The sequence below is a fragment of the Thalassospira sp. CH_XMU1448-2 genome (assembly GCF_037027285.1).
GTDB classification, from domain to species: domain Bacteria; phylum Pseudomonadota; class Alphaproteobacteria; order Rhodospirillales; family Thalassospiraceae; genus Thalassospira; species Thalassospira profundimaris_C.
Genome location: NZ_JAYMEA010000003.1, coordinates 357612 through 376253, shown reverse-complemented (window position 1 = coordinate 376253; position 18642 = coordinate 357612). Strand labels below are relative to the sequence as shown.

The 18642-nt window shown below is 52.6% G+C and carries 13 protein-coding genes; all 13 read right to left on the bottom strand.

Annotated features, from left to right (window positions below; translation table 11 throughout):
• Positions 1–22: 22 nt before the first annotated feature.
• The 13 genes from fliF to flgK all read right to left on the bottom strand — a co-directional run bounded on the left by fliF (position 23) and on the right by flgK (position 18634).
• Positions 23–1624: a flagellar basal-body MS-ring/collar protein FliF gene (gene fliF / locus WA318_RS14255; RefSeq protein WP_258548751.1), complete on the bottom strand. Its 1602-nt coding sequence runs from the start codon at positions 1622–1624 to the stop codon at positions 23–25.
• Between the two features lie 355 nt (positions 1625–1979).
• Positions 1980–3725: a flagellar hook protein FlgE gene (locus WA318_RS14250; protein WP_336082134.1), complete on the bottom strand. Its 1746-nt coding sequence runs from the start codon at positions 3723–3725 to the stop codon at positions 1980–1982.
• A gap of 50 nt (positions 3726–3775) precedes the next feature.
• A complete protein-coding gene (locus tag WA318_RS14245) occupies positions 3776–4540 on the bottom strand; it encodes a flagellar hook assembly protein FlgD (protein ID WP_336082132.1) in 765 nt (254 codons plus the stop codon).
• A 20-nt stretch (positions 4541–4560) separates the two neighbouring features.
• Positions 4561–6180: a flagellar hook-length control protein FliK gene (locus WA318_RS14240; protein WP_336082129.1), complete on the bottom strand. Its 1620-nt coding sequence runs from the start codon at positions 6178–6180 to the stop codon at positions 4561–4563.
• Positions 6181–6447: 267 nt separating this feature from the next.
• Positions 6448–6954, bottom strand: coding sequence for a flagellar export chaperone FliS (gene fliS, locus WA318_RS14235; RefSeq protein ID WP_114099032.1), 507 nt, complete (start codon positions 6952–6954; stop codon positions 6448–6450).
• 57 nt (positions 6955–7011) lie between these two features.
• Positions 7012–8781: a flagellar filament capping protein FliD gene (gene fliD / locus WA318_RS14230; RefSeq protein ID WP_336082125.1), complete on the bottom strand. Its 1770-nt coding sequence runs from the start codon at positions 8779–8781 to the stop codon at positions 7012–7014.
• A gap of 102 nt (positions 8782–8883) precedes the next feature.
• Positions 8884–9246, bottom strand: a complete 363-nt coding sequence (locus tag WA318_RS14225; RefSeq protein ID WP_336082123.1) for a flagellar protein FlaG — start codon at positions 9244–9246, stop codon at positions 8884–8886.
• Positions 9247–9344: 98 nt separating this feature from the next.
• Positions 9345–10685, bottom strand: a complete 1341-nt coding sequence (locus WA318_RS14220) for a flagellin N-terminal helical domain-containing protein (protein ID WP_114099035.1) — start codon at positions 10683–10685, stop codon at positions 9345–9347.
• A 488-nt stretch (positions 10686–11173) separates the two neighbouring features.
• On the bottom strand, positions 11174–12520 hold the full coding sequence (locus WA318_RS14215; protein WP_336082120.1) for a flagellin N-terminal helical domain-containing protein: 1347 nt from the start codon (positions 12518–12520) through the stop codon (positions 11174–11176).
• 409 nt (positions 12521–12929) lie between these two features.
• The gene (locus tag WA318_RS14210) at positions 12930–14288 is read right to left on the bottom strand and encodes a flagellin N-terminal helical domain-containing protein (RefSeq protein WP_114098476.1); all 1359 of its coding nucleotides are present in this window, start codon (positions 14286–14288) and stop codon (positions 12930–12932) included.
• Between the two features lie 110 nt (positions 14289–14398).
• The gene (fliW, locus tag WA318_RS14205) at positions 14399–14869 is read right to left on the bottom strand and encodes a flagellar assembly protein FliW (RefSeq protein ID WP_114098477.1); all 471 of its coding nucleotides are present in this window, start codon (positions 14867–14869) and stop codon (positions 14399–14401) included.
• Between the two features lie 100 nt (positions 14870–14969).
• The gene (locus WA318_RS14200) at positions 14970–16199 is read right to left on the bottom strand and encodes a flagellin N-terminal helical domain-containing protein (RefSeq protein ID WP_114098478.1); all 1230 of its coding nucleotides are present in this window, start codon (positions 16197–16199) and stop codon (positions 14970–14972) included.
• A gap of 26 nt (positions 16200–16225) precedes the next feature.
• On the bottom strand, positions 16226–18634 hold the full coding sequence (gene flgK / locus WA318_RS14195) for a flagellar hook-associated protein FlgK (RefSeq protein WP_114098479.1): 2409 nt from the start codon (positions 18632–18634) through the stop codon (positions 16226–16228).
• Positions 18635–18642: the final 8 nt, after the last annotated feature.

The window sequence follows — 18642 nt, the reverse complement described above, 5'->3', positions numbered from 1 at the left end:
GAGCCGACGGCTGATCGGAGCGTTAATTCTCCTGATACAGCCAGTTGCGAATGATCGAGAGAGCTTCTTCCGGATGCTTTTCCACGATCTCGCCGATTTTCTTGACCGAGGATGCCTTAACACGACCTTCAACCTGCGACAGGTTGATCAGTTCCTCGCCGTCATCCATGCCCGGTGCCATCGGGACCGGTGCGGGGCCTTCAAGTGCCGGTGTGCCTTCGGCCGTCATATCATCGGCAAGAAGCTGACGTTGTGCCATATCTGCGGCACTAGGCAGCGTTTCGAAAGCACGGGTCAGAAGCGGGCGAACCACCAACAGGATGACCAGAATTGCGACGATGGCCAGTACCAGCATCTCGGCGATGCGGAAGATTTCGGCCTTATCGAGCCCGAGGAAGGTTTCAATTTCTTCATCCGGGAACAGATCGCCAGCATCGGCAAACTGCATGTTAATCACTTCAACCTGATCACTGCGCTGCGGATCATAGCCGATCGCGCTGCGAACGAGGGCGGCGATCTTTTCCAGATCTTCGGGCGAGCGTTCCTGATACTGGCGTTCACCGTTTTCATCGGTTGTGTAAGTGCCGTCGACCAGAACTGCTACCGTAACGCGTGAAATCTCGCCAATTTCCTTGACCTGTGTGGTCGTGGTTTTGGAAATTTCGTAGTTAACCGTTTCTTCGGAACGGCTTTCCTGGCTTTGTGCCCCGGCACCGTTTGGATTGCCTAGGTTCGGATCGGGCAGATTGTTTTGCAGGGTAACAGGATCCGTGCCTTCGGTCTCGGAATTGGTCGAGTTTTCTTCAATTGTCTGGCTGGAACGTACGACACGTTCATCAGGATTGAAGCGTTCATCCGCAGTCGTGACCTTGTTGAAGTTCATTTCAACGGCGACTTCAGCGCGGACTTCACCGTAACCAAGCGAACGTGACAGCAAATCTTCGATGGTATTGCGCAGGCGGCTTTCGGTACGAATGCGCATTTCATCGGCCGTCTGGGTCAGGAAGGTCGATGATTGCTGTTCGCCATCCCCTCGGGCCAGCAGGCGACCACGTTCGTCAATGATCGAAACCTTGCCAGGTTGAAGTTGGGGAACAGCGGCAGCAACAAGGTGCTGAATGGCGACAACCTGTTCGGGTTTAAGTTCGCCACCGGCCATTTTGACTGCAATCGAGGCGCTGGCTTCCTGTGTTTCACGCGAAAACATCTGGCGTTTCGGCAGTACAAGGTGAACACGGGCCTGCTGAATGGCTTGAATTGACGCAATGGTTCGGGCCAGTTCGCCTTCAAGAGCACGAACATGATTGATGTTCTGTTCGAAGCTGGTCGCGCCAAAACCATCGGAATTGTCAAAAACTTCATAACCAACCGAGCCGCCAGCCGGCAGGCCGCTTTCGGCCATGGAAAGGCGCATGCGGTTGACCTGATCAGACGGGACCAGAATTTCGGTGCCGCCATTGAGAAGCTGATATTGCACCTGCTGGTCTTCGAGGCGGTTTACGATCTGGCTGGCATCTGCAGGCGAAAGATCACGATACAACAGTTCCATGTTCGGGGCAGAAACACGCAATATCAGGAAGGCAAAGAACACAAGCAGCAACACACCCACGCCGCTGATGGCCATCAGGCGCGTAGGTCCAAGACTCTTGAGTGTCTGTAACAAGCCGCCCACTTTCGACTGCTCCGAAACCAATTTAAACCACTGTCCCCGATGCAGGTCGCTCCGTACGGAATCCGACCAGCATCAACAACGAATAGTTCTCCATGCTGAAGAACAGGTTAACAACCGGCAATTTTTGCCCAGTTGTCTGTTTCAATTTCACTAGCGATTTGAGTCATTTGTATCTTTGTTAACCAAGTTGGCCTGCGTTTAATGTAGTGAGTCAATGCGCCAAAAAGAAGCCCGGCACAAGTGCCGGGCGAGTCCCTGTAATCGCAGAACGTTGCAGGACCGGCTAAAGCCCTGCAACAGAAGTCAATTACCGTTTGATCCGGATCAGCTCGTCGAGCATTTCGTCGGTGGTGGTAATCGTTTTGGTGTTCGCCGAGTAGGCACGCTGGGTCACGATCATGTTGGTGAATTCTTCTCCGAGATCGACGTTCGAGCCTTCAAGGGCAGATGCCACAACGTTACCCGCACCGTTCAGGCCCGGTTCGCGCAGCAGATAGTCACCCGATTCACGGGTCTGACGATAAACGTTACCAGTGTGGTTTTCCATTTCATCAGGTGCTTCGAACGTTGCGATGGCCAGTTTGTAGACCGGACGCTTTACACCGTTTGCGAACTCGACCTGCAGGAAGCCTTCCTCGGTCAGGGCATAGTTCACCATGGTGCCGGCCTGTGCGCCGTTCTGGTTGATGAAGTGGGTGGTATAGTTAACAAGGTTGCCGTTGGCATCCGCACCGGCCGCAAACTGCGTTATGCCGTTGCCAAGACCGATTGTCCCGAAATCAAGAGTGAAGGAGCTGTCATCTGAGCCATTCGTCCATTCTGCCGAGATATTTGTATTAGCGAGGTTGCCGGTCGTACCAACGGTTACAGTGCCGATGGTTGCAGCAACACCGGTGAAGGTCTGAAGGTTACCCGAGCCGTCAAAGGTGATGATACCTGCCTGGATCAGTCCGTTCGGGTGATCCGTTGCGTCAAGTTCTCCCGTGGTGGTGTTACCTGTCAGCTCAAAGCCCCAGCGGTTCTGACCAAGTTTGACAACCTGCAGATTGACGGTGTGCGCCGAACCAAGAGAGTCATAAATGGTGACCGGCATGGTATTGTCTTCGGCAACGGTCCCTGTGGCAAGGTTACCAGCGACATAGGTCGGTGCAAGAGTACCCGGAACACCCGGAACGGTGATACCGGTTGCACTGAACGGCGTACCTGCCACGTTGGCAAAGGTCACACCCTGATCGGCAAATGCAGCGGTGAGAGTCAATGTATCGTTGGTGCCGGTCGTTGTTGTGGTGGCGTTGATGCCCGTGACCGCACTGATAGCCGAGGCCAGATCTTCAAGGGTGTCACCGGTATTGATAGTGATAGTTGTTGTCGTGCCGTTATGGGTAATCGAGAACTGGTCACCGTTGGCGATACCGGCAAGGGTCGTCAGATCGGTGGTGTCATAATCAAGGCCAACCGTGGTCGAGGTCGCAGTGCCACCGGTTACAGCGGTTTCGTCGGCGTTAAGGTTGGCACCAAATTCGATCGAGGTCGTCGATGCCGCCGCGGTCAGGATCGAGTTGATATCGAGAACCTGAAGGTCGGTCACAGCCGAGCTGTTTGACGTGGTAGTGTTACCGTTTGCGTCAAGCAGGGTGCCTTCACGGTCGGTCGCCCAACCCTGAACATAATATCCCGCAGTGTTGCGCAGGTAACCATCGTCATCGGGCTTGAAGTCACCCGCACGGGTGAAGAACAACTCGTCGTTCGTGCCCGGGTTTGCATTGTCGCGGACGATGAAGAAGCCATCACCGGAAATTGCTGCTGCCGTGGTGGACGAAGTTGCCTGAAGCAAGCCCTGCTTGCTGATCAGCGCCGTCGGATGGAACAGCACACCACCGGGTGTATAGCGGGTGTTAGATGCGGACTCAGTCACCAAGGTCGAGAAGCGACCGATGGTTCCCTTGTAACCGATCGTGTTAAGGTTCGAGATGTTGTCCGAAATGACGCCCAGGTTCTGAGACTGCGCGTTCAGGCCGGAAACACCGGAAATCATTGCACCAAAAAGGCTCATTTTTCTTCTCCTGCACTTACAGGGTGTTGATCAAAATCGGAAGAAAGCCCTCAGGCTGCTTCGTCCTGTACGTCACTTCCGGAATCATTTCCGCCATCGGTGGTATCGGTTCCGCTCGCGCCCAGTTTCACGTTGGTGAGGGTCGAGAACGGTACAGAAACATCGCCAATACGGAGATAAATATCGCGATCGTCGATATCGACACTATCGACAGAGCCGATGATGCCAATCGCGACAGAGGCAGGTTTGCCTTTGTCTGTTTTGAAGGTGTCACCATTTGCGGCCATCGGTTTGACAACCAGGGTGTAGGCTCCTTCACCCTGTGCAACGCCGCTGTTGTTCTTGCCATCCCAGGTGAAGGACTGGAGACCGGAAACGTCGGTGAGTTCTTCGGAATAGATCGTTTTGCCTTCCTGGTCCTGAATCTGCAGTTGCAGACGCGGAACTTCGGGCGAAACGTTGTATTTGTATTTGAGCTCGCCACCTTCCTCGAGCCAGTTGGTATCACCAACGGCTTCGATTTCTGCGCCGACATAGGAAAGTGCAGACAGCTGACGCTGCTGGCTTTGCATGGCAATCAGGTCTTCAAGGTTCTTGTTGCTCTGAATGCCCTGTTCAACCTGGGCGAACTGGCTCAGCTGGTCAGTGAATTTGTCACTTTCCATCGGCGACGTCGGGTCCTGGTTCTTGAGCTGGGTGGTCAGAAGCGTCAGGAACGTATCAAAGTTCTGCGCAAGCTGACTGGCCGAGCTGCTGGACGCTGCGTTGTTATTTGCCCCGGCAAGACCAACGTTGGTCAGGGATGAAATGGCCATGGGATTTTCCCTTTACCTTTCTAAATCCGAATATCGACAAGACCATTGGGATTAATCCCATAGCCAATGCCAACATGTTCGGCGAGTTCGGCTCCGCTCAGGATGTCGCCTTCGTCAGGGCTGCTGCCCTGATCGGCGATTACCCGAGATTGGCTTTGGCCTTCCTGACCTTGCCCACCTTGATCTCTGTGTTCAAAGGTGAAGCTCTGACTGTCTGCATTCAGGCCGGCATCCTTAAGAGCCTGCTGCAATGCACGTGAGTCCTGGCGCAACATGTCCAGTGTTTCACGTGTATCTGCCTGAATGACGCCCTGGATACGGCCATCGTGGCCGATCTCCAATTTTACATCCACGCGCCCGAGATGTTCCGGGCGCAGCTGGACAGAAATCTTGTCAACGCCGTCACTGGCGGCGTTTTTGATGGAAACCGCAACTTGCTGCTGGACCTGTTGTGCAGGGGCATGGCGGGCCGTCTGTGCCGTATGTCCACTGGTGTTGGTCTGGTGCAGGTTGTTGGTGGTATTAAGCTGACCGGTGCCAACTTGCGGAGTGGCATCGGTTGCGCCAGTTGCTGTTACTGTGCCATTGGCAACCGTACTGGCAGCATTATTTTGCATATTCTGTGCACTTGCTGCTGCGGCCATGGCTTGTTGTGCCGCCTGGGCAGTTTGTGCCGGGTTACCCGTCGCAGTCGTTTGTGTTGTCGTTGCGTTCGATGACTGGCTGTTGGCCGTTGCATTGGTAACGCCCGATGTATCGGTTTTGGCTTTGCCGTCGCCACTCATGGAATCAACAAGGTGTGACAGGAACTTGTCAGCGGATGCGTCATCCCCGGTTGCTGCGTCAGCACCGTTCAAGGCGAGTTTTGCCGAAGATGCGGTTGCAGGCTGTGATAGTGCAGTCGAGCTCATCAGGCCGTCAGTGGTGCCATCAGCGGCAGCACCATTCGTCGCCATGCCGGGATTAGCCTGACCATTTGCTGCTGCGCCGTTCTGAGCAGCATTCGTGCCCGCGATCGACTGGGATGCAGCTGCTTTGGCTTTGGCAAGATCTATGGCTTGCTGGGATCCTGGCAGTGGAACGGTTGCCGCAGGCTGGTTCGGGGTTATGATGCCCGGTGCCGCTTGAGCGTTGGTGGCGTCGCTTGGCTCAACATCGGAAGGTGCCGCTTCTTGCTGGCCTAAAGATTCGGCTTCGTCATCAGGGGCGGTAGCTACCTCTTCTACGGAATTTTCGTTGTCGACATGCTGTGTGTCGTTGTCCGACGAGGCTGTGTCGCGGCTGCTATTTTCAACATCGCGCTTGTCTTCAGGCTTCGGATCATCAGTCTCTACATGATCTTCGTGGTTGTTGTGATCCGCGCGGAGAGGTTCATCATCGTGGCGATCATCATTGCGTGCAGAGCTCTGCGTGTCGGTATCGTCAGTATTACGATTTGAACGCATTTCCGCGCGATGATCGTCCCAAGTGCTCTGGGCAGATTTTGCCGCGTCAATCTTGGTCTGATTTTTACGCTCAGACCAGTTTTCTGTAATTGAGGCCATGACGTCACCAAACCCGGAACCCGCGCTTTCACTGGCGGTTGAGCCCGGAATGGAGACAGTCGGCATAATGCTGTTTGTAATCGCAGAGCTGTTCATGACCTTGGTCCTTTTGGAAACAGTGTCAGAACAATTGCAAGTGCCGGGCCAGTTTTGCGCGTTAATGATTTATACAGGATTTCAGCGCGTTAGGATGTGACGTGCCATTCCTCGAAGCTTCTGGTGATATGTCACGCCTATGGAACCGGGCAAAAATGATCCTGTGGTTGCAAAGGAAAGCACGATTGTTCCAAGCAAAAAGGCCCCCGCGTTTAAGCAGGAGCCTTTGAACAGGAGGGTTGTTTTGGCGAATACGCCCGACAGGGGTTAGGCTGAAATGGACAGTCCGGTTTTTGCCGGTGCAGGAGCATTTTCAGCCTCAGAAGTTGTCGTCTGGCTTGCTTCGGCAACAGGAGCAGGGCGGTCTTGTTGGGCAATCATGATTGCCTGACGCAATTCACCTTCGCTGCGTTCGGCCAGCTCGGCCCAGGAATCACGCAGCGGGGTCAGTACCCGGGCAACGTCATCGGCGGCCTTCGGATCATTTTTCCGATCAACATCCATCAAACGGATCAGGCAATGTGCATAGATACGCTCCAGATTGGCAGCAATTTCGCCACCCTGTTCCATATCCAGCGTATTTGAAAGATGGGCGATCAATTCCTGTGCGCTGCAATTGGCGTTGCAGCGCCCCTGGATATCGTTTCGCTCGATCGCGTTTTTCGCCTCTTGCAAGCGCGACAGGGTCTTTTCAAACAGCATGAACACCATCTTGGCTGGTGAGGCTGTATTTACCTGTTGGTGCTTGTATGTTTGGGCGGCGTGTTCATTCATGCGACACTCCTTGGTATGCGATACGTCTACTTAGTGTGCATGTATGGCATGGAAAAGTTAACTACTCTTTTTACCTGCAGCCATCAATTCGTCGAGAGAACTCTGGATATTCTTCATACGAGCAAGGGCCGATTCCATCGCAATGAACTGATCCATCAGGACTTCTCTCTGCCGTGACAGTCGATCATCAATGCGTTCGACTTTTTCGTCATAAGACGTGTTTTGTGTCTCAAGATCGGAAATTGCCTGGGTAAGTGTACCGTTTTCTTCATCAAGAATTGAGTCGAGTTCAAAATAGAACTGCGCCCCGATACCAACAGAAGTTGTAACAGAGGCCGTGTCGTTGGCAGTCGCATCGCCACCGTAAAACAGACGCAGGCCATCGGCAGTACGGATACTGTTGCCCGATACAACGGCGTTTTTGCCCGTCGTCGTCACACCATCGACGGTGATGTCATAGGTCACGCTGGTGATCGAGCCAGCCGATGCATTGATAGTGAAATCATAAGTCGCAGCATTTGTACTGCTGTTGAAGCCGGTCACGGTCACATCAGAGTTATCCGATTTGCCGCGGAACAGGAACAGTTCCATGACTTCGTCAGGTTCGTTCAGAAGTGCAGCATTGAGTGCTGCTTCATCAATCTGGATTGTCTTTTTGACAAGTGGATCTTCGTTAGAGCCATATGCCACGAAGTCCAGACCAATTTCTGCCAGAACCGAATAATCGTCCTCACCTGCGCGGTCGGTTACGCCATTGGCGAATGAGCCGGCGATCTGCTGCAGGGCCGATTCAATGCTTTTAACTGACGTATTACCCAGAAGGATGGCATCTTCGGACGCTTCACCGGTGGTCGGGTCGACAAAGGTTTTTTCGTTGATAAAGGTCTGAACCGCGTTATAGGCATCCACGAAATCAAGGATTGCCGTTTTCGCCTGATTCAGGTCCTGCTCAATCTCGATGGTGATTTCGGTTCCAGGTTCGGAATCATAGAGACTGATGGTCAGGCCATCGATCAGATCGGAAAACTCGTTCGACCCGCGGGTGACAGAAATACCATCAAGCATGATGTTGGCATCATTGCCGTCATCGATGACGTTGCTGCCTTTAATGGTCGTTGCGTTGCTCAGAACGCCAAGGTTCTGAAGCACAGAGCCGGTATCGTCACTGAACGACATACGGTTATCCACACCTTCTTCGGTCGAGGTGAAGATGATCGTGCTTTCGGTATCCGATACCTTGACTATGGAAGCCTGGACGCCGGTACTATCCTTGACGTTATTGATCTTGTCGCGAATGTCCTGAAGCGTATCGCCAGCAGAAACCGTAATGGTCGAGTTTCCGGCGCCTCCAGTGATGGTAAAGCTGCCGGTACCAGTGATGCCGGTGATATCTGCGCTTGCCGCGACGGCCTGGGTATCGCTTGAAAGCTTGTGCTTGCTTGCAACGTCTACGATTTCGAACTTGTAGCTGCCAGTTGCAGCAGCGTTGGTGGCCGTAACACCCATCAGCTTGCCAGCTTCACTTCCGTTCGAGGAGGCGAAAATCTGTTTTGCTTCGAAGATGTTCTTCGAGTTGTCGAAGCTGGTCGCACCGTAAAGGTTCGCCATCGAATCTTTAAGCGTACCGACAAGTGTCTGCAGCTCCTTGAGGGCCGTGATCTTCTCGTCGTTTGCTTCGATACGTTTTTGGAGATTGTCCGCAGGAATGCGACGAGCAGCAATCATCTTGTCGACGGTGTCGACGAAATCGATGTTTGACGAGCCGCCAGACAACTGGACGCGACCGTTGTCGCCAACATAGATGTTATTTAAATTCAAGCTGCTCATTGGTTTAGCTCCTTGGGCCCGCTCGGTCGATTTTACCTAGTTTCGGACTATACCATTCTACGAAACAGCAAAATTCGTGCCTAAGCCTGCCCGATCGTCCCGTTAAATTTCTTCGTCCACGAAGCTGCCCAGATATTCGCGCATCTGGGAAAACAGCTGCTGCAACTCTTTAGACGGAATTTCGCGAAGAACGTCACCGCTGACACGGTCAGTGACTTTGGCTATGACCCGACCTGTGTCCTGATTGAAGTTCAGTTCGACACGTGCAGAACCGTTTGCCACATCGGGCAGATCAAGGTTTGCAAGAGCATCCTGAAGCTTCTGCGAAACCGCAGACGGCTTGCTGGCGGCAGCGACCGCAGTGCTTGCTGCGCTGTTTACCGAAGTATTTTCAACCTTCGGGGTCGGGGTAGCATAGCTGCCCGTCGAACCACCTGGTGAACTGTAATTGTTTACGACTTCCATTTTTCCAAACTCCCAAGCCGTCTTCCTGCAATCGCAGGACATCATGTTGAATTAAAGAGGCAATCCAACATGGACATGCCCAAGGTTAATTGAATTGCTTACTGCAACAGACGCAGCAAATTCTGCGGCATCTGGTTTGCCTGTGCAAGCATCGCAACGCCTGACTGGACGAGGATCTGCTTGGAAGTGAACGCTGTCATTTCAGCAGCCACATCAAGGTCAAGCAGGGTAGAACGTGCTGATTCAGTATTTTCCTGAGTGGTCGCAAGGTTCTGACCAGCAAAATCCAGACGGTTCTGAGAGGTGCCCACTGCTGCGCGGGCCCGCTGCAAGTCGTCAATGGCACGGGTAACGACTTCAACAGCAGATTGTGCTGATGCTGCGGTGCTGATGGCATTGGCACCAAGATCCTGAAGTGAAGTCTGCGTACCCAGTGCGCCGGCACCGAGTGTATCAGAATCAACTGCATTCAGGGTGATTGAAAGGCGGTCGTTTGCGGTGTTGCCGCCCCCAACCTGAAATTCGATGGAACTCTGCAACTCCTGTCCATTGTCCGCAGCCATCGTAACGGTGTTCGCCGTCGAGTTGTTGGTTGCGCCGCCATTGAACTGGGTATCGGTACCGAAGTCGGATGCACCAGTCGCATCAGCGTTGATTGAGTCAACCGAAGCAGTGAAGTTGCTGTTGATCGAAAATGACAGGCCGAGCTCGTCGAAGCTCAGTGTATCCTTGTCACCTGCGCTCATTACTTTGGTTCCGCCAGTGATATAGTCACTGACATCAATCGACTGGGTCCGGTTATCACCATCAACTGTGGCAGCAACGGTCATGATTACCTGCCCGCCAGCAGCATAGTTGATATCAACGGTAAAGCTGTTATCGGTAATGTCTGTATTGGTATCGGTTGCCCAGTAGTTGTTGTCGGTGATGGCAATGGCATCAAAACCGTTAACCGCCGAGAGTGCCGCGCCTGTGCCGCCTGCATCAAGATCGGCGAAGTCCAAAGCAACATCACCGCCGTCCCCCAACAGTTGAATGCCGTTGAAGTTCGTTGAGGATGCTATGCGGTCTATCTCTTCGCGTAGCTGGACAAATTCGTCATTGAGGAAGCCGCGTTCAGTATCAGAAAGGTTGCCCGAGGAGGCCTGAACAGAAAGCGTTTTCATACGGACAAGAATATTGTCGATGGTTGCCATGCCGCCGTCAGCAATTTGCAACATCGAATTGGCTTGTCCAACGTTAACGGAGGCGGTTTTCAGAGCTTCGGTCGTCGCATTCAGTCGGGCACCGATTGCCATAGAGGCTGCGTCATCGCGCGCGGAAACAACACGCGTACCAGACGACAGCTTTGACAGAGAGCGTGTTGCCATCGTGTCAGAGGCCGAAAGGTTACGGTGTGCTACGTTCGCAGCATAGTTCGAAATAATATTAAGAGCCATGACGCATCTCCTACTTGGATAGCTCTGAACAACTTCTTGCTGTTCGAAATCCGGCACATCGCCAGAAGTGTTTTGGTTACCCTATATGGGAACAAAAACGATATTACAGGTAAGATGAAATATACTTTTAGGTTAGTCCTGAGTCCAGAGAAAAAAACAGGTGGTAAATGTCAATATAAAACAAAAGGTTAACAGAGTCGGAAATTATGATTGATGGAATTTTCCCTGTATTCTCAAGCGAATCCAATTGTATGCCGTATGATTTTCTCAATGGCTTCCATATTGAAAATCCATTGGTATAGGTCGTTGATGAGGAGGGCTGCTGGGGATGACTCGTCTCATAGCATTGATATGGAAGCTTCGTGGAGAAGGTGCACCAAATGTGTGTGGCGGAGCTGCATATGATTGAGCGTGCGCAAAAACTGGTGAGTAAAAAACAAAAAAGGCAGCCCGAAGGCTGCCTTTCGAAAGATTGTATGTCGCCAGAATTACTGGAGCAGACGCAGCAGGTTCTGCGGCATCTGGTTTGCCTGAGCAAGCATGGCGACACCCGACTGAACCAGGATCTGCTTGGAGGTGAAGGCAGTCATTTCTGCAGCCACATCAAGGTCAAGCAGGGTAGAACGAGCCGATTCAGTGTTTTCCTGCGTAGAAGCAAGGTTCTGACCAGCGAAGTCCAGACGGTTCTGCGAGGTACCAACCGCAGCACGTGCGCGCTGCAGGTCGTCAATCGCACGGGTTACAACTTCAACAGCGTTCTGGGCAGAAGCCGCGGTGCTGATGGCGTTGGCGCCAAGGTCAGCAAGCGACGTGTCGGTGCCGGCAGAACCGGTGCCGAGTGCTTCAGAGTCAACCGAAGTCAGGTTGATCGACAGACGGTCATTAGCAGTGTTGCCGCCGCCAACCTGGAATTCGATGCTTGCTGCCAGGGTCTGACCATTGTCAGCAGCCATCGTAACCGTGTTTAAAGTCGAGTTGTTGGTTGCGCCAGCGTTAAACTGGGTATCAGTGCCGAAGTCGGATGCGCCGGTGTTATCGGCAGCGATCGAGTCAACCGAAGCGGTGAAGTTGTTGTTGATGGTGAAGGACAGACCAAGCTCGTCGAAGTTAAGAGTTGATTTGTCGCCTGCACTCATCTCTTTGCTGCCGCCGGTGATGTAGTCACTGACGTCGATCGACTGGGCACGGCTTGCTGCGCCGTCGATGTTGGTGGAAACGGTCATGATGACCTGACCACCTGCAGCATAATTGATGGCAACGGTAAAGTCGTTGTCAGTAACGCCGCCGGCATTCGTGTCGGTTGCCCAGTAGTTATTGTCAGTGATGGCAATCGCATCAAAACCGTTGGCAGCCGAGATAGCAGCACCTGTACCAGCTGCTTCAAGGTCTGCATAGTCCAGCGCCACGTCACCACCGTTACCCAGAAGCTGGATACCGTTGAAGTTAGTGGAGGAGGCAATACGATCAACCTCGTCACGCAGTTCGGTAAACTCGTCGTTCAGGAAGCCACGTTCGGTATCGGACAGGTTGCCCGAGGAGGACTGAACAGCAAGCGTCTTCATGCGAACAAGGATATCGTCGATGGTTGCCATGCCGCCGTCGGCAATCTGGAGCATCGCGTTGGCTTGGCCAACGTTAACGGTTGCCGTTTTCAGAGCCTGGGTGGTTGCGTTGAGACGTGCGCCGATTGCCATAGAGGCAGCATCGTCACGTGCGGAAACAACACGCGTACCGGACGAAAGTTTCGACAGCGAACGGGTCGCCATCTCGTCAGATGCTGTCAGGTTACGGTGCGCAACGTTAGCGGCATAGTTTGAAATAATATTGAGAGCCATTTTTCATCTTCCTACTTGGAATGCGCAGAATCGATCTGCGAAAAATACGGACCAGAAGTTCTTCTTGAACAACTCTATTTAGTCCAGACCTGCTGATTAGATATTCAAACTACGAATGAGTCCAGAAAAAAAATCAATTCATGTCAAAAAAAATGCTGACTGTGGCCTGTAGTCGTTGATATCGTGAGGAAATTTTATTTTAAGATTGGTTGTTGTGCGGTGAAAAAACGACGTCTTTCTTACAAAAGAAGATAAGCTAACTTTTGGCTTGCGAATCCGGTCAAGGTCTAAGATTCGTCGATGAGGTAAACAAACTTTAGTGATCAGAAGGAAATAATCGGTGTACGCATAAGGAAACGGCGGCAAAAATAGTTTGCCGCCGTTGTCGCTGCGATAGCTGCTGCAGCTGTTAGCCCTGAAGCAGACGCAGCAGGTTTTGCGGCATCTGGTTGGCTTGGGCAAGCATCGCAACGCCCGACTGAACCAGGATCTGCTTGGAAGTGAAGGCAGTCATTTCTGCTGCAACATCAAGGTCAAGCAAGGTAGAGCGAGCTGATTCAGTATTTTCCTGCGTAGATGCAAGGTTCTGACCGGCAAAATCCAAGCGGTTCTGATAAGTACCGATATTGGCGCGTGCGCGCTGCAGGTCATCAATCGCCCGGGTTACGACTTCGACTGCATTCTGTGCATTGGCAGCAGTATCAATCGCGTTGGCGGTAAGATCGGCAAGTGATTCCTGTGTGCCAGCAGCGCCAGAACCGAGGGTTTCAGAGTCCACTGCGGTAAACTCAATCGCCAGACGATCATTTGCAGTGTTGCCGGCACCAACCTGGAAATCGACAGTCGCCTGCAATTGCTGGCCGTTGTCAGCGGCCATTGTAACGGTGTTCAAAGTAGAGTTGTTGCCGGCGACACCGTTAAAGGTTGTGTCCGTACCGAAGTCCGAAGCTCCGGTGTTGTCGCCAGCGATAACATCGACAGATGCCGTAAAGTTACTGTTTAGCGAGAATGTAAGGCCAAGCTCGTCAAAGTTCAGGGTCGCTTTGTCACCAGCACTCATGACTTTGCTGCCGCCAGTAACGTAATCACTTACGTCAATTGACTGAGTGCGGTCATTGGTGGTCACAGCACCATCAATATTGGCAGTGACGGTCATAATCACCTGACCGCCCGCCGCATAGTTTATAGCAACGGAGAAATCGTTGTCCGTAACGGTGTTGGTGTTGGTATCTGTCGCCCAGTAATTGTTGTCAGTGATGGCAATCGCATCAAAGCCGTTCACGGCTGACAGTGCAGCACCAGTGCCGGCAGCGGCAAGATCTGTGTAATCCAGTGCAACGTCACCACCATCGCCGAGCAACTGAATGCCGTTGAAGTTGGTCGAGGATGCGATGCGGTCGATCTCGTCACGAAGCTGAACAAATTCGTCATTAAGGAAGCCGCGTTCAGTATCAGACAGGTTGCCCGAAGAAGCCTGAACAGCCAGTGTCTTCATGCGAACGAGGATGTCATCAATCGTTGCCATGCCGCCATCGGCAATCTGAAGCATCGAGTTGGCCTGACCAACGTTAACCGTTGCGGTTTTCAGCGCCTGGGTCGTTGCATTCAGGCGTGCACCAATGGCCATTGACGCCGCATCGTCACGAGCGGAAACAACGCGGGTACCAGAAGAAAGCTTTGCAAGCGATCGGGTCGCCATCGTGTCCGAATTGGTCAGGTTGCGATGGGCGACGTTCGCTGCATAGTTGGAAATAATATTGAGAGCCATTTTTTTCCTCCTACACGGATAAGACAGAATGGCTCAGCCATTCAATCCTTCGGCTACATTGCCTTACGGGACAATAAAGCAATGCGCGTGCCAAATTTACTAGGCAAAAATTACAGGTCGTGCTGCACAGAGTATTTCTCGTTTGGCAGGATATGCTGCCAGGCGACCTGACGGCCGGTATCCACAAGAATTGGTGCACGCAGATTGGTCGACATTGTGATGCCCTGACCACCAGGTGCGCTGCGGATCGTGACAACCATCAGAATGGCCATGTCCGCAGCATCAATTGCGAGACTTTTCTGGGCATTCGTCAGGTCTTTTTCTGCATAAACGCCGCTTTCCATATTATAGGGTGCGACAATAAAGGAGAGGTTCGCGTCCGTCAGGCTCTGATAGAGCTTGAACTGATCCAGTGAGGTATTGGGAATATTTGCCAGTCCGAAGACGTGGTGCTCGGGAAAGCCAAGAAGGCCGACCGGCATATAAATGCCTTTGTCCCAGCTGAATTCGATATCGCCAAAGCGTGTTTCCACTGTGACGGATTCAGGGGTTCCGTTTTCGGCGACGTTTTCGGTATCCATTCCCGTAATACTCCGACGGTCGAAAGGTTCTGTCTACTTACACATTTCGCGCTATTAAGCGGACAAAACAGGTAAAGAAGCAATTAAATATGTATGATAATCAACGCAAATAGTTAGCCAATGATAAATCCGAGGCCCGCGAAATGGCAATAAAACTTGCCTGCAGGGCGGTTTCATACTGCGACAGTTCCGCGAGCGTCAGCGGAACATCAACGGTTTCAATGTCACTAATTGCCTGGGCCGCGAAAACCTTGAAGTCTTGATGGCGCGTTTCGAACCGTTCGACGTTTGAAATATCAAGGCCGATCTGTCCCTGAACGTTTGGCAGATCGTTGATGGCGTCGTTGATAAAGCCAAGTGCAACGGTCATTGCGTCCTGGTCTTCCGTGCCTGCCGCAATCCCGAGGCCCTGAACCAGCTTCTGGAAAGCCGGGTTATCGGCAAGAATTCCGTATGAAACGTTATATTGTTCGTCGATACGGACTTCGAGGATTTGTTGATCGCCGTCATAATAATCTGCATCCGGGCGCGGGTTCGGGATCTTTTCCATGCCAAGCTGGGTCAGGAAATCGCCTGCACCGGTTTCGGTAATGGTAATGGACCCATTGCCGACATTTTCGATATTCAGAAGCGGATTTCCATTGCCGCCAAAACCGCGCAAGGAGGCGATTGCGCCATTGGTCGTGACACTGTTGATGGCATCAAGAATGTCATCAATGTCATCTGTTGCGGCATTATAGTTGACGTTGGTCGTCACGCTGTTGCCGTTGACATCGGTGCTGACAATCTGAAGCTGTCCGGTTGTGACCCCGAGGGAGGCCAGTGTGGTCGCACCGGTCAGGGCAACGTCCATGTCGCTCATATAGTTATCCGGTGCGCCAATCTTGTCGAGATCGACAGCCGGTTCTTCGGAACGGCCACCCGCAAACAGATAACGGCCATCAAGGTTCGTATTGAGCAGATTGGCAATCTGCTGCAAGGCCTGTTTGGCTTCGTCCTTGATGTTTACATCGTCGGCCTGCTGGGCCGAGCTTGCCTGAATCAGAAGCGACTTCATCTCTGTTGCGATGGTCATCATGCTGTCGACAGCAGATTCCATGCTTTGCAGACGGAGTTTGGCCTGCGTCGTGTTGCGCAGATACTGTTCAGTTCGGGTATATTCGCCTTCCAGATTAAGCAGGCGCTGTGCGCTGTCTGCAATACCGGCATAGTCGCGCGATTTATAGCCGCTCGACGCCTGGTTCTGCAGATCCGTTACCTTTGCCGCGTTCCGGATGGCAAGATCCGAAAGCAGCGTATGGTTCGTATAGGTTGCGACACGAGATACCATGATATCCTCACTTCATAAGCCGAAGTTTAAACTGCATTGAGCAATGCATCAAACATTTCATCAACCGTAGAGATCACCTGGGCCGATGCGGTGTAGGCGCGCTGGAAGATGATCAGATCAGACATCTCTTCATCAAGGTTAACGCCGGCTTCATTCTGGATGCGGGTGGTCAAATCGGTGACCAGTCCTGACTGGAATTCATAAGAGCTTTCAGCAACCTTGGTCTTGGTCGCTGCGGTGGCGACGATGCCTGCTGCAAAGTCCGTCAGGGACGTGCGCTCGCCAGACAGGCCATCGGTAGCCTCGAATTCGATATCGGTTCGCTCAAAGGTATGGCTCATCATCAGGGCAGCACTGTTGTCGCCCTCATGAACGCCAAAATTGATCCCAAGACCAAGAACGGTGGTCAAGGAGTCCGTATTCGGCAGGCCATTATCACTGAAATAGAACGGATCGCCATCGGCGTCTGTCACGCTGAGTTTGTAGCCGCCAATCTGGCTGTCAAAAACCACTTCTGCCGTGATGTTGTTATCGGTCAATGTCGCGCTGTTATTGATCGCATCTGCAATGTCCTGCAGGGTTGTGTTGCTGTCATAATCAATATCGACATCGGTGAAATCACCGCTGACAGTCAGGGTATAGTTGAGCGGCGGCGGAACCAGCGGGCCAAGGTTCGGAATGGCATTGTCCGGATTGACCACGGCGTTCGAGGTTTCATAAGTGTCGGCATTCAGCTGTCCACGCACAATGCGTGACGGATCATTCTGAATAGCGGCCGAAACGCTCATATTTCCCGAAAGATTGGGCTGATCTTCGCTCAGGCCAAGCTTGCTCGACAAGGTGCCTGAATCTGTGACTGTCATATTGGCGTTATAGTCAATGACAAGACGATAACGATTGCCATCCTCGACAATGAACGCGGTTGTTTCTGAATCTGCGACCGTCATGCCGGCCCCTTGCAGGGCGGTGCGAATGTTATCGCGAATGTCTTCAAGAGAGTCCGTAGCTGTGTAGTTGACCGTAACCCCGCCAACCAATACACCCGATCCCGCTGAAAGCGTAAAGGAGCTGGCGGTAATATTGAGTGCATCTGTCGAGTTGCGTTGTGCCGTGGTTGTTATGGTGTCCGACTGCTTGACTGTCGCAATAAAGTCATTCAGGCCGAAATAGTGGGACATACCCTGTTTGCGGCCATCACCGGTTGTAATCTGGCTGTCCATTTCATTGATCGAAACGCGGTTACCATCTGTGCCTTCGATAACCAGCTTGTTGTCAATCAGTGACGCTGTCAGATAGGTTCCGGCATCGGAGCTGTTGATGGCGTCAACGATCCCCTGAACCGTAGCAGGGGTGGTCGGCAGAGCAATATCGGCCCAGCTGTCGGTCGCAACAAGTTGCCCGTCGGCATCAAGGGCCGCTACACGAAACGCACCGGTTGCAGTGAGGGGATCGCTTGCTGCAACGACGCGGTTGCCTGAAAGGTTGGCTGGCGGCGGGAACGCTGTACCTTTGTTGTGTTCTTCGTTCAGGGCATCACGTAATTCGCCTGCAAGCTCGTTGATCTGATCGTTGATGGCGGGAATTTCAGAATCGCGCATTTCAAACAGGCCCTTAAGAGTGCCTGTACGCAGGGTGGCGGTGATATCTTCGCCATTAAGCGTAATTCCGGAGCCCCCGGTGCCCGGCTCGAAGCCTGCCGTCTGGGTAAAGGTCAGTTTGTTCGGGGTACGATCAAGAAGGGTGTTTGCACCTGCGGCCGAATAAACCACCATCGACCCGTCACTGCGGGAAAAAGTGGTGATGTCAATGATCTTGGAAAGCTGGTTGAGCTTCTGGTCGCGTTGATCTTCTAGTTCGGTCGTTGGCTGTTCAAGGTTTTTCAGGCGGATAATGCCGGTATTCAGATCTGCGATCTGGCTGAGCAGGGTATTGGCGGTGTTGACCTCGTCGGTGATCTGATCGTCGATGTCATCGCGCATGTCCTGAAGCTGGCTTGAGAGCTTTTCAAAAGACTCAACAACCTGAATAGCGCTTTCAATGGCTTCGATGCGCGGCGAGTTCTGATCCGGGGTAACGCCAAGCTGTTCAAAAGCATCGGCCAGATCATTGATGCGCTGGCTGATGGCTGCATCCGACTGAACCGTACCAAACAGGGTCTGAACACGCTGGAAAAACTCGTAGCGGACTTCTTCGCGCCCGGCTTTGCCCAGCTCGCCGCGAACTTCACGCAGGAGGCCTTCATTGACGTTACGATAGATATCGGCGATCTGTGAACCGGCACCCGTACCGTCAAGTGTCAGGGTTTCTTGTCCGGCAATCTTCTTTGAATAGCCTTCGGTATTCACGTTCGAAATGTTCGAAGACGTGATGGCAATACGTGACTGAGCAGTATTGAGGCCGGAAATTGCCGTATTGAGTGCCTGGGTCAGTGACATGATATGTG

Bases quoted from the DNA above. Each gene is read 5' to 3' on its own strand.
- fliF (WP_258548751.1), bottom strand. From the start codon at position 1,624: ATGGCCATCAGCGGCGTGGGTGTGTTGCTGCTTGTGTTCTTTGCCTTC.
- WA318_RS14250 (WP_336082134.1), bottom strand. From the start codon at position 3,725: ATGAGCCTTTTTGGTGCAATGATTTCCGGTGTTTCCGGCCTGAACGCG.
- WA318_RS14245 (WP_336082132.1), bottom strand. From the start codon at position 4,540: ATGGCCATTTCATCCCTGACCAACGTTGGTCTTGCCGGGGCAAATAAC.
- WA318_RS14240 (WP_336082129.1), bottom strand. From the start codon at position 6,180: ATGAACAGCTCTGCGATTACAAACAGCATTATGCCGACTGTCTCCATT.
- fliS (WP_114099032.1), bottom strand. From the start codon at position 6,954: ATGAATGAACACGCCGCCCAAACATACAAGCACCAACAGGTAAATACA.
- fliD (WP_336082125.1), bottom strand. From the start codon at position 8,781: ATGAGCAGCTTGAATTTAAATAACATCTATGTTGGCGACAACGGTCGC.
- WA318_RS14225 (WP_336082123.1), bottom strand. From the start codon at position 9,246: ATGGAAGTCGTAAACAATTACAGTTCACCAGGTGGTTCGACGGGCAGC.
- WA318_RS14220 (WP_114099035.1), bottom strand. From the start codon at position 10,685: ATGGCTCTTAATATTATTTCGAACTATGCTGCGAACGTAGCACACCGT.
- WA318_RS14215 (WP_336082120.1), bottom strand. From the start codon at position 12,520: ATGGCTCTCAATATTATTTCAAACTATGCCGCTAACGTTGCGCACCGT.
- WA318_RS14210 (WP_114098476.1), bottom strand. From the start codon at position 14,288: ATGGCTCTCAATATTATTTCCAACTATGCAGCGAACGTCGCCCATCGC.
- fliW (WP_114098477.1), bottom strand. From the start codon at position 14,869: ATGGATACCGAAAACGTCGCCGAAAACGGAACCCCTGAATCCGTCACA.
- WA318_RS14200 (WP_114098478.1), bottom strand. From the start codon at position 16,199: ATGGTATCTCGTGTCGCAACCTATACGAACCATACGCTGCTTTCGGAT.
- flgK (WP_114098479.1), bottom strand. From the start codon at position 18,634: ATGTCACTGACCCAGGCACTCAATACGGCAATTTCCGGCCTCAATACT.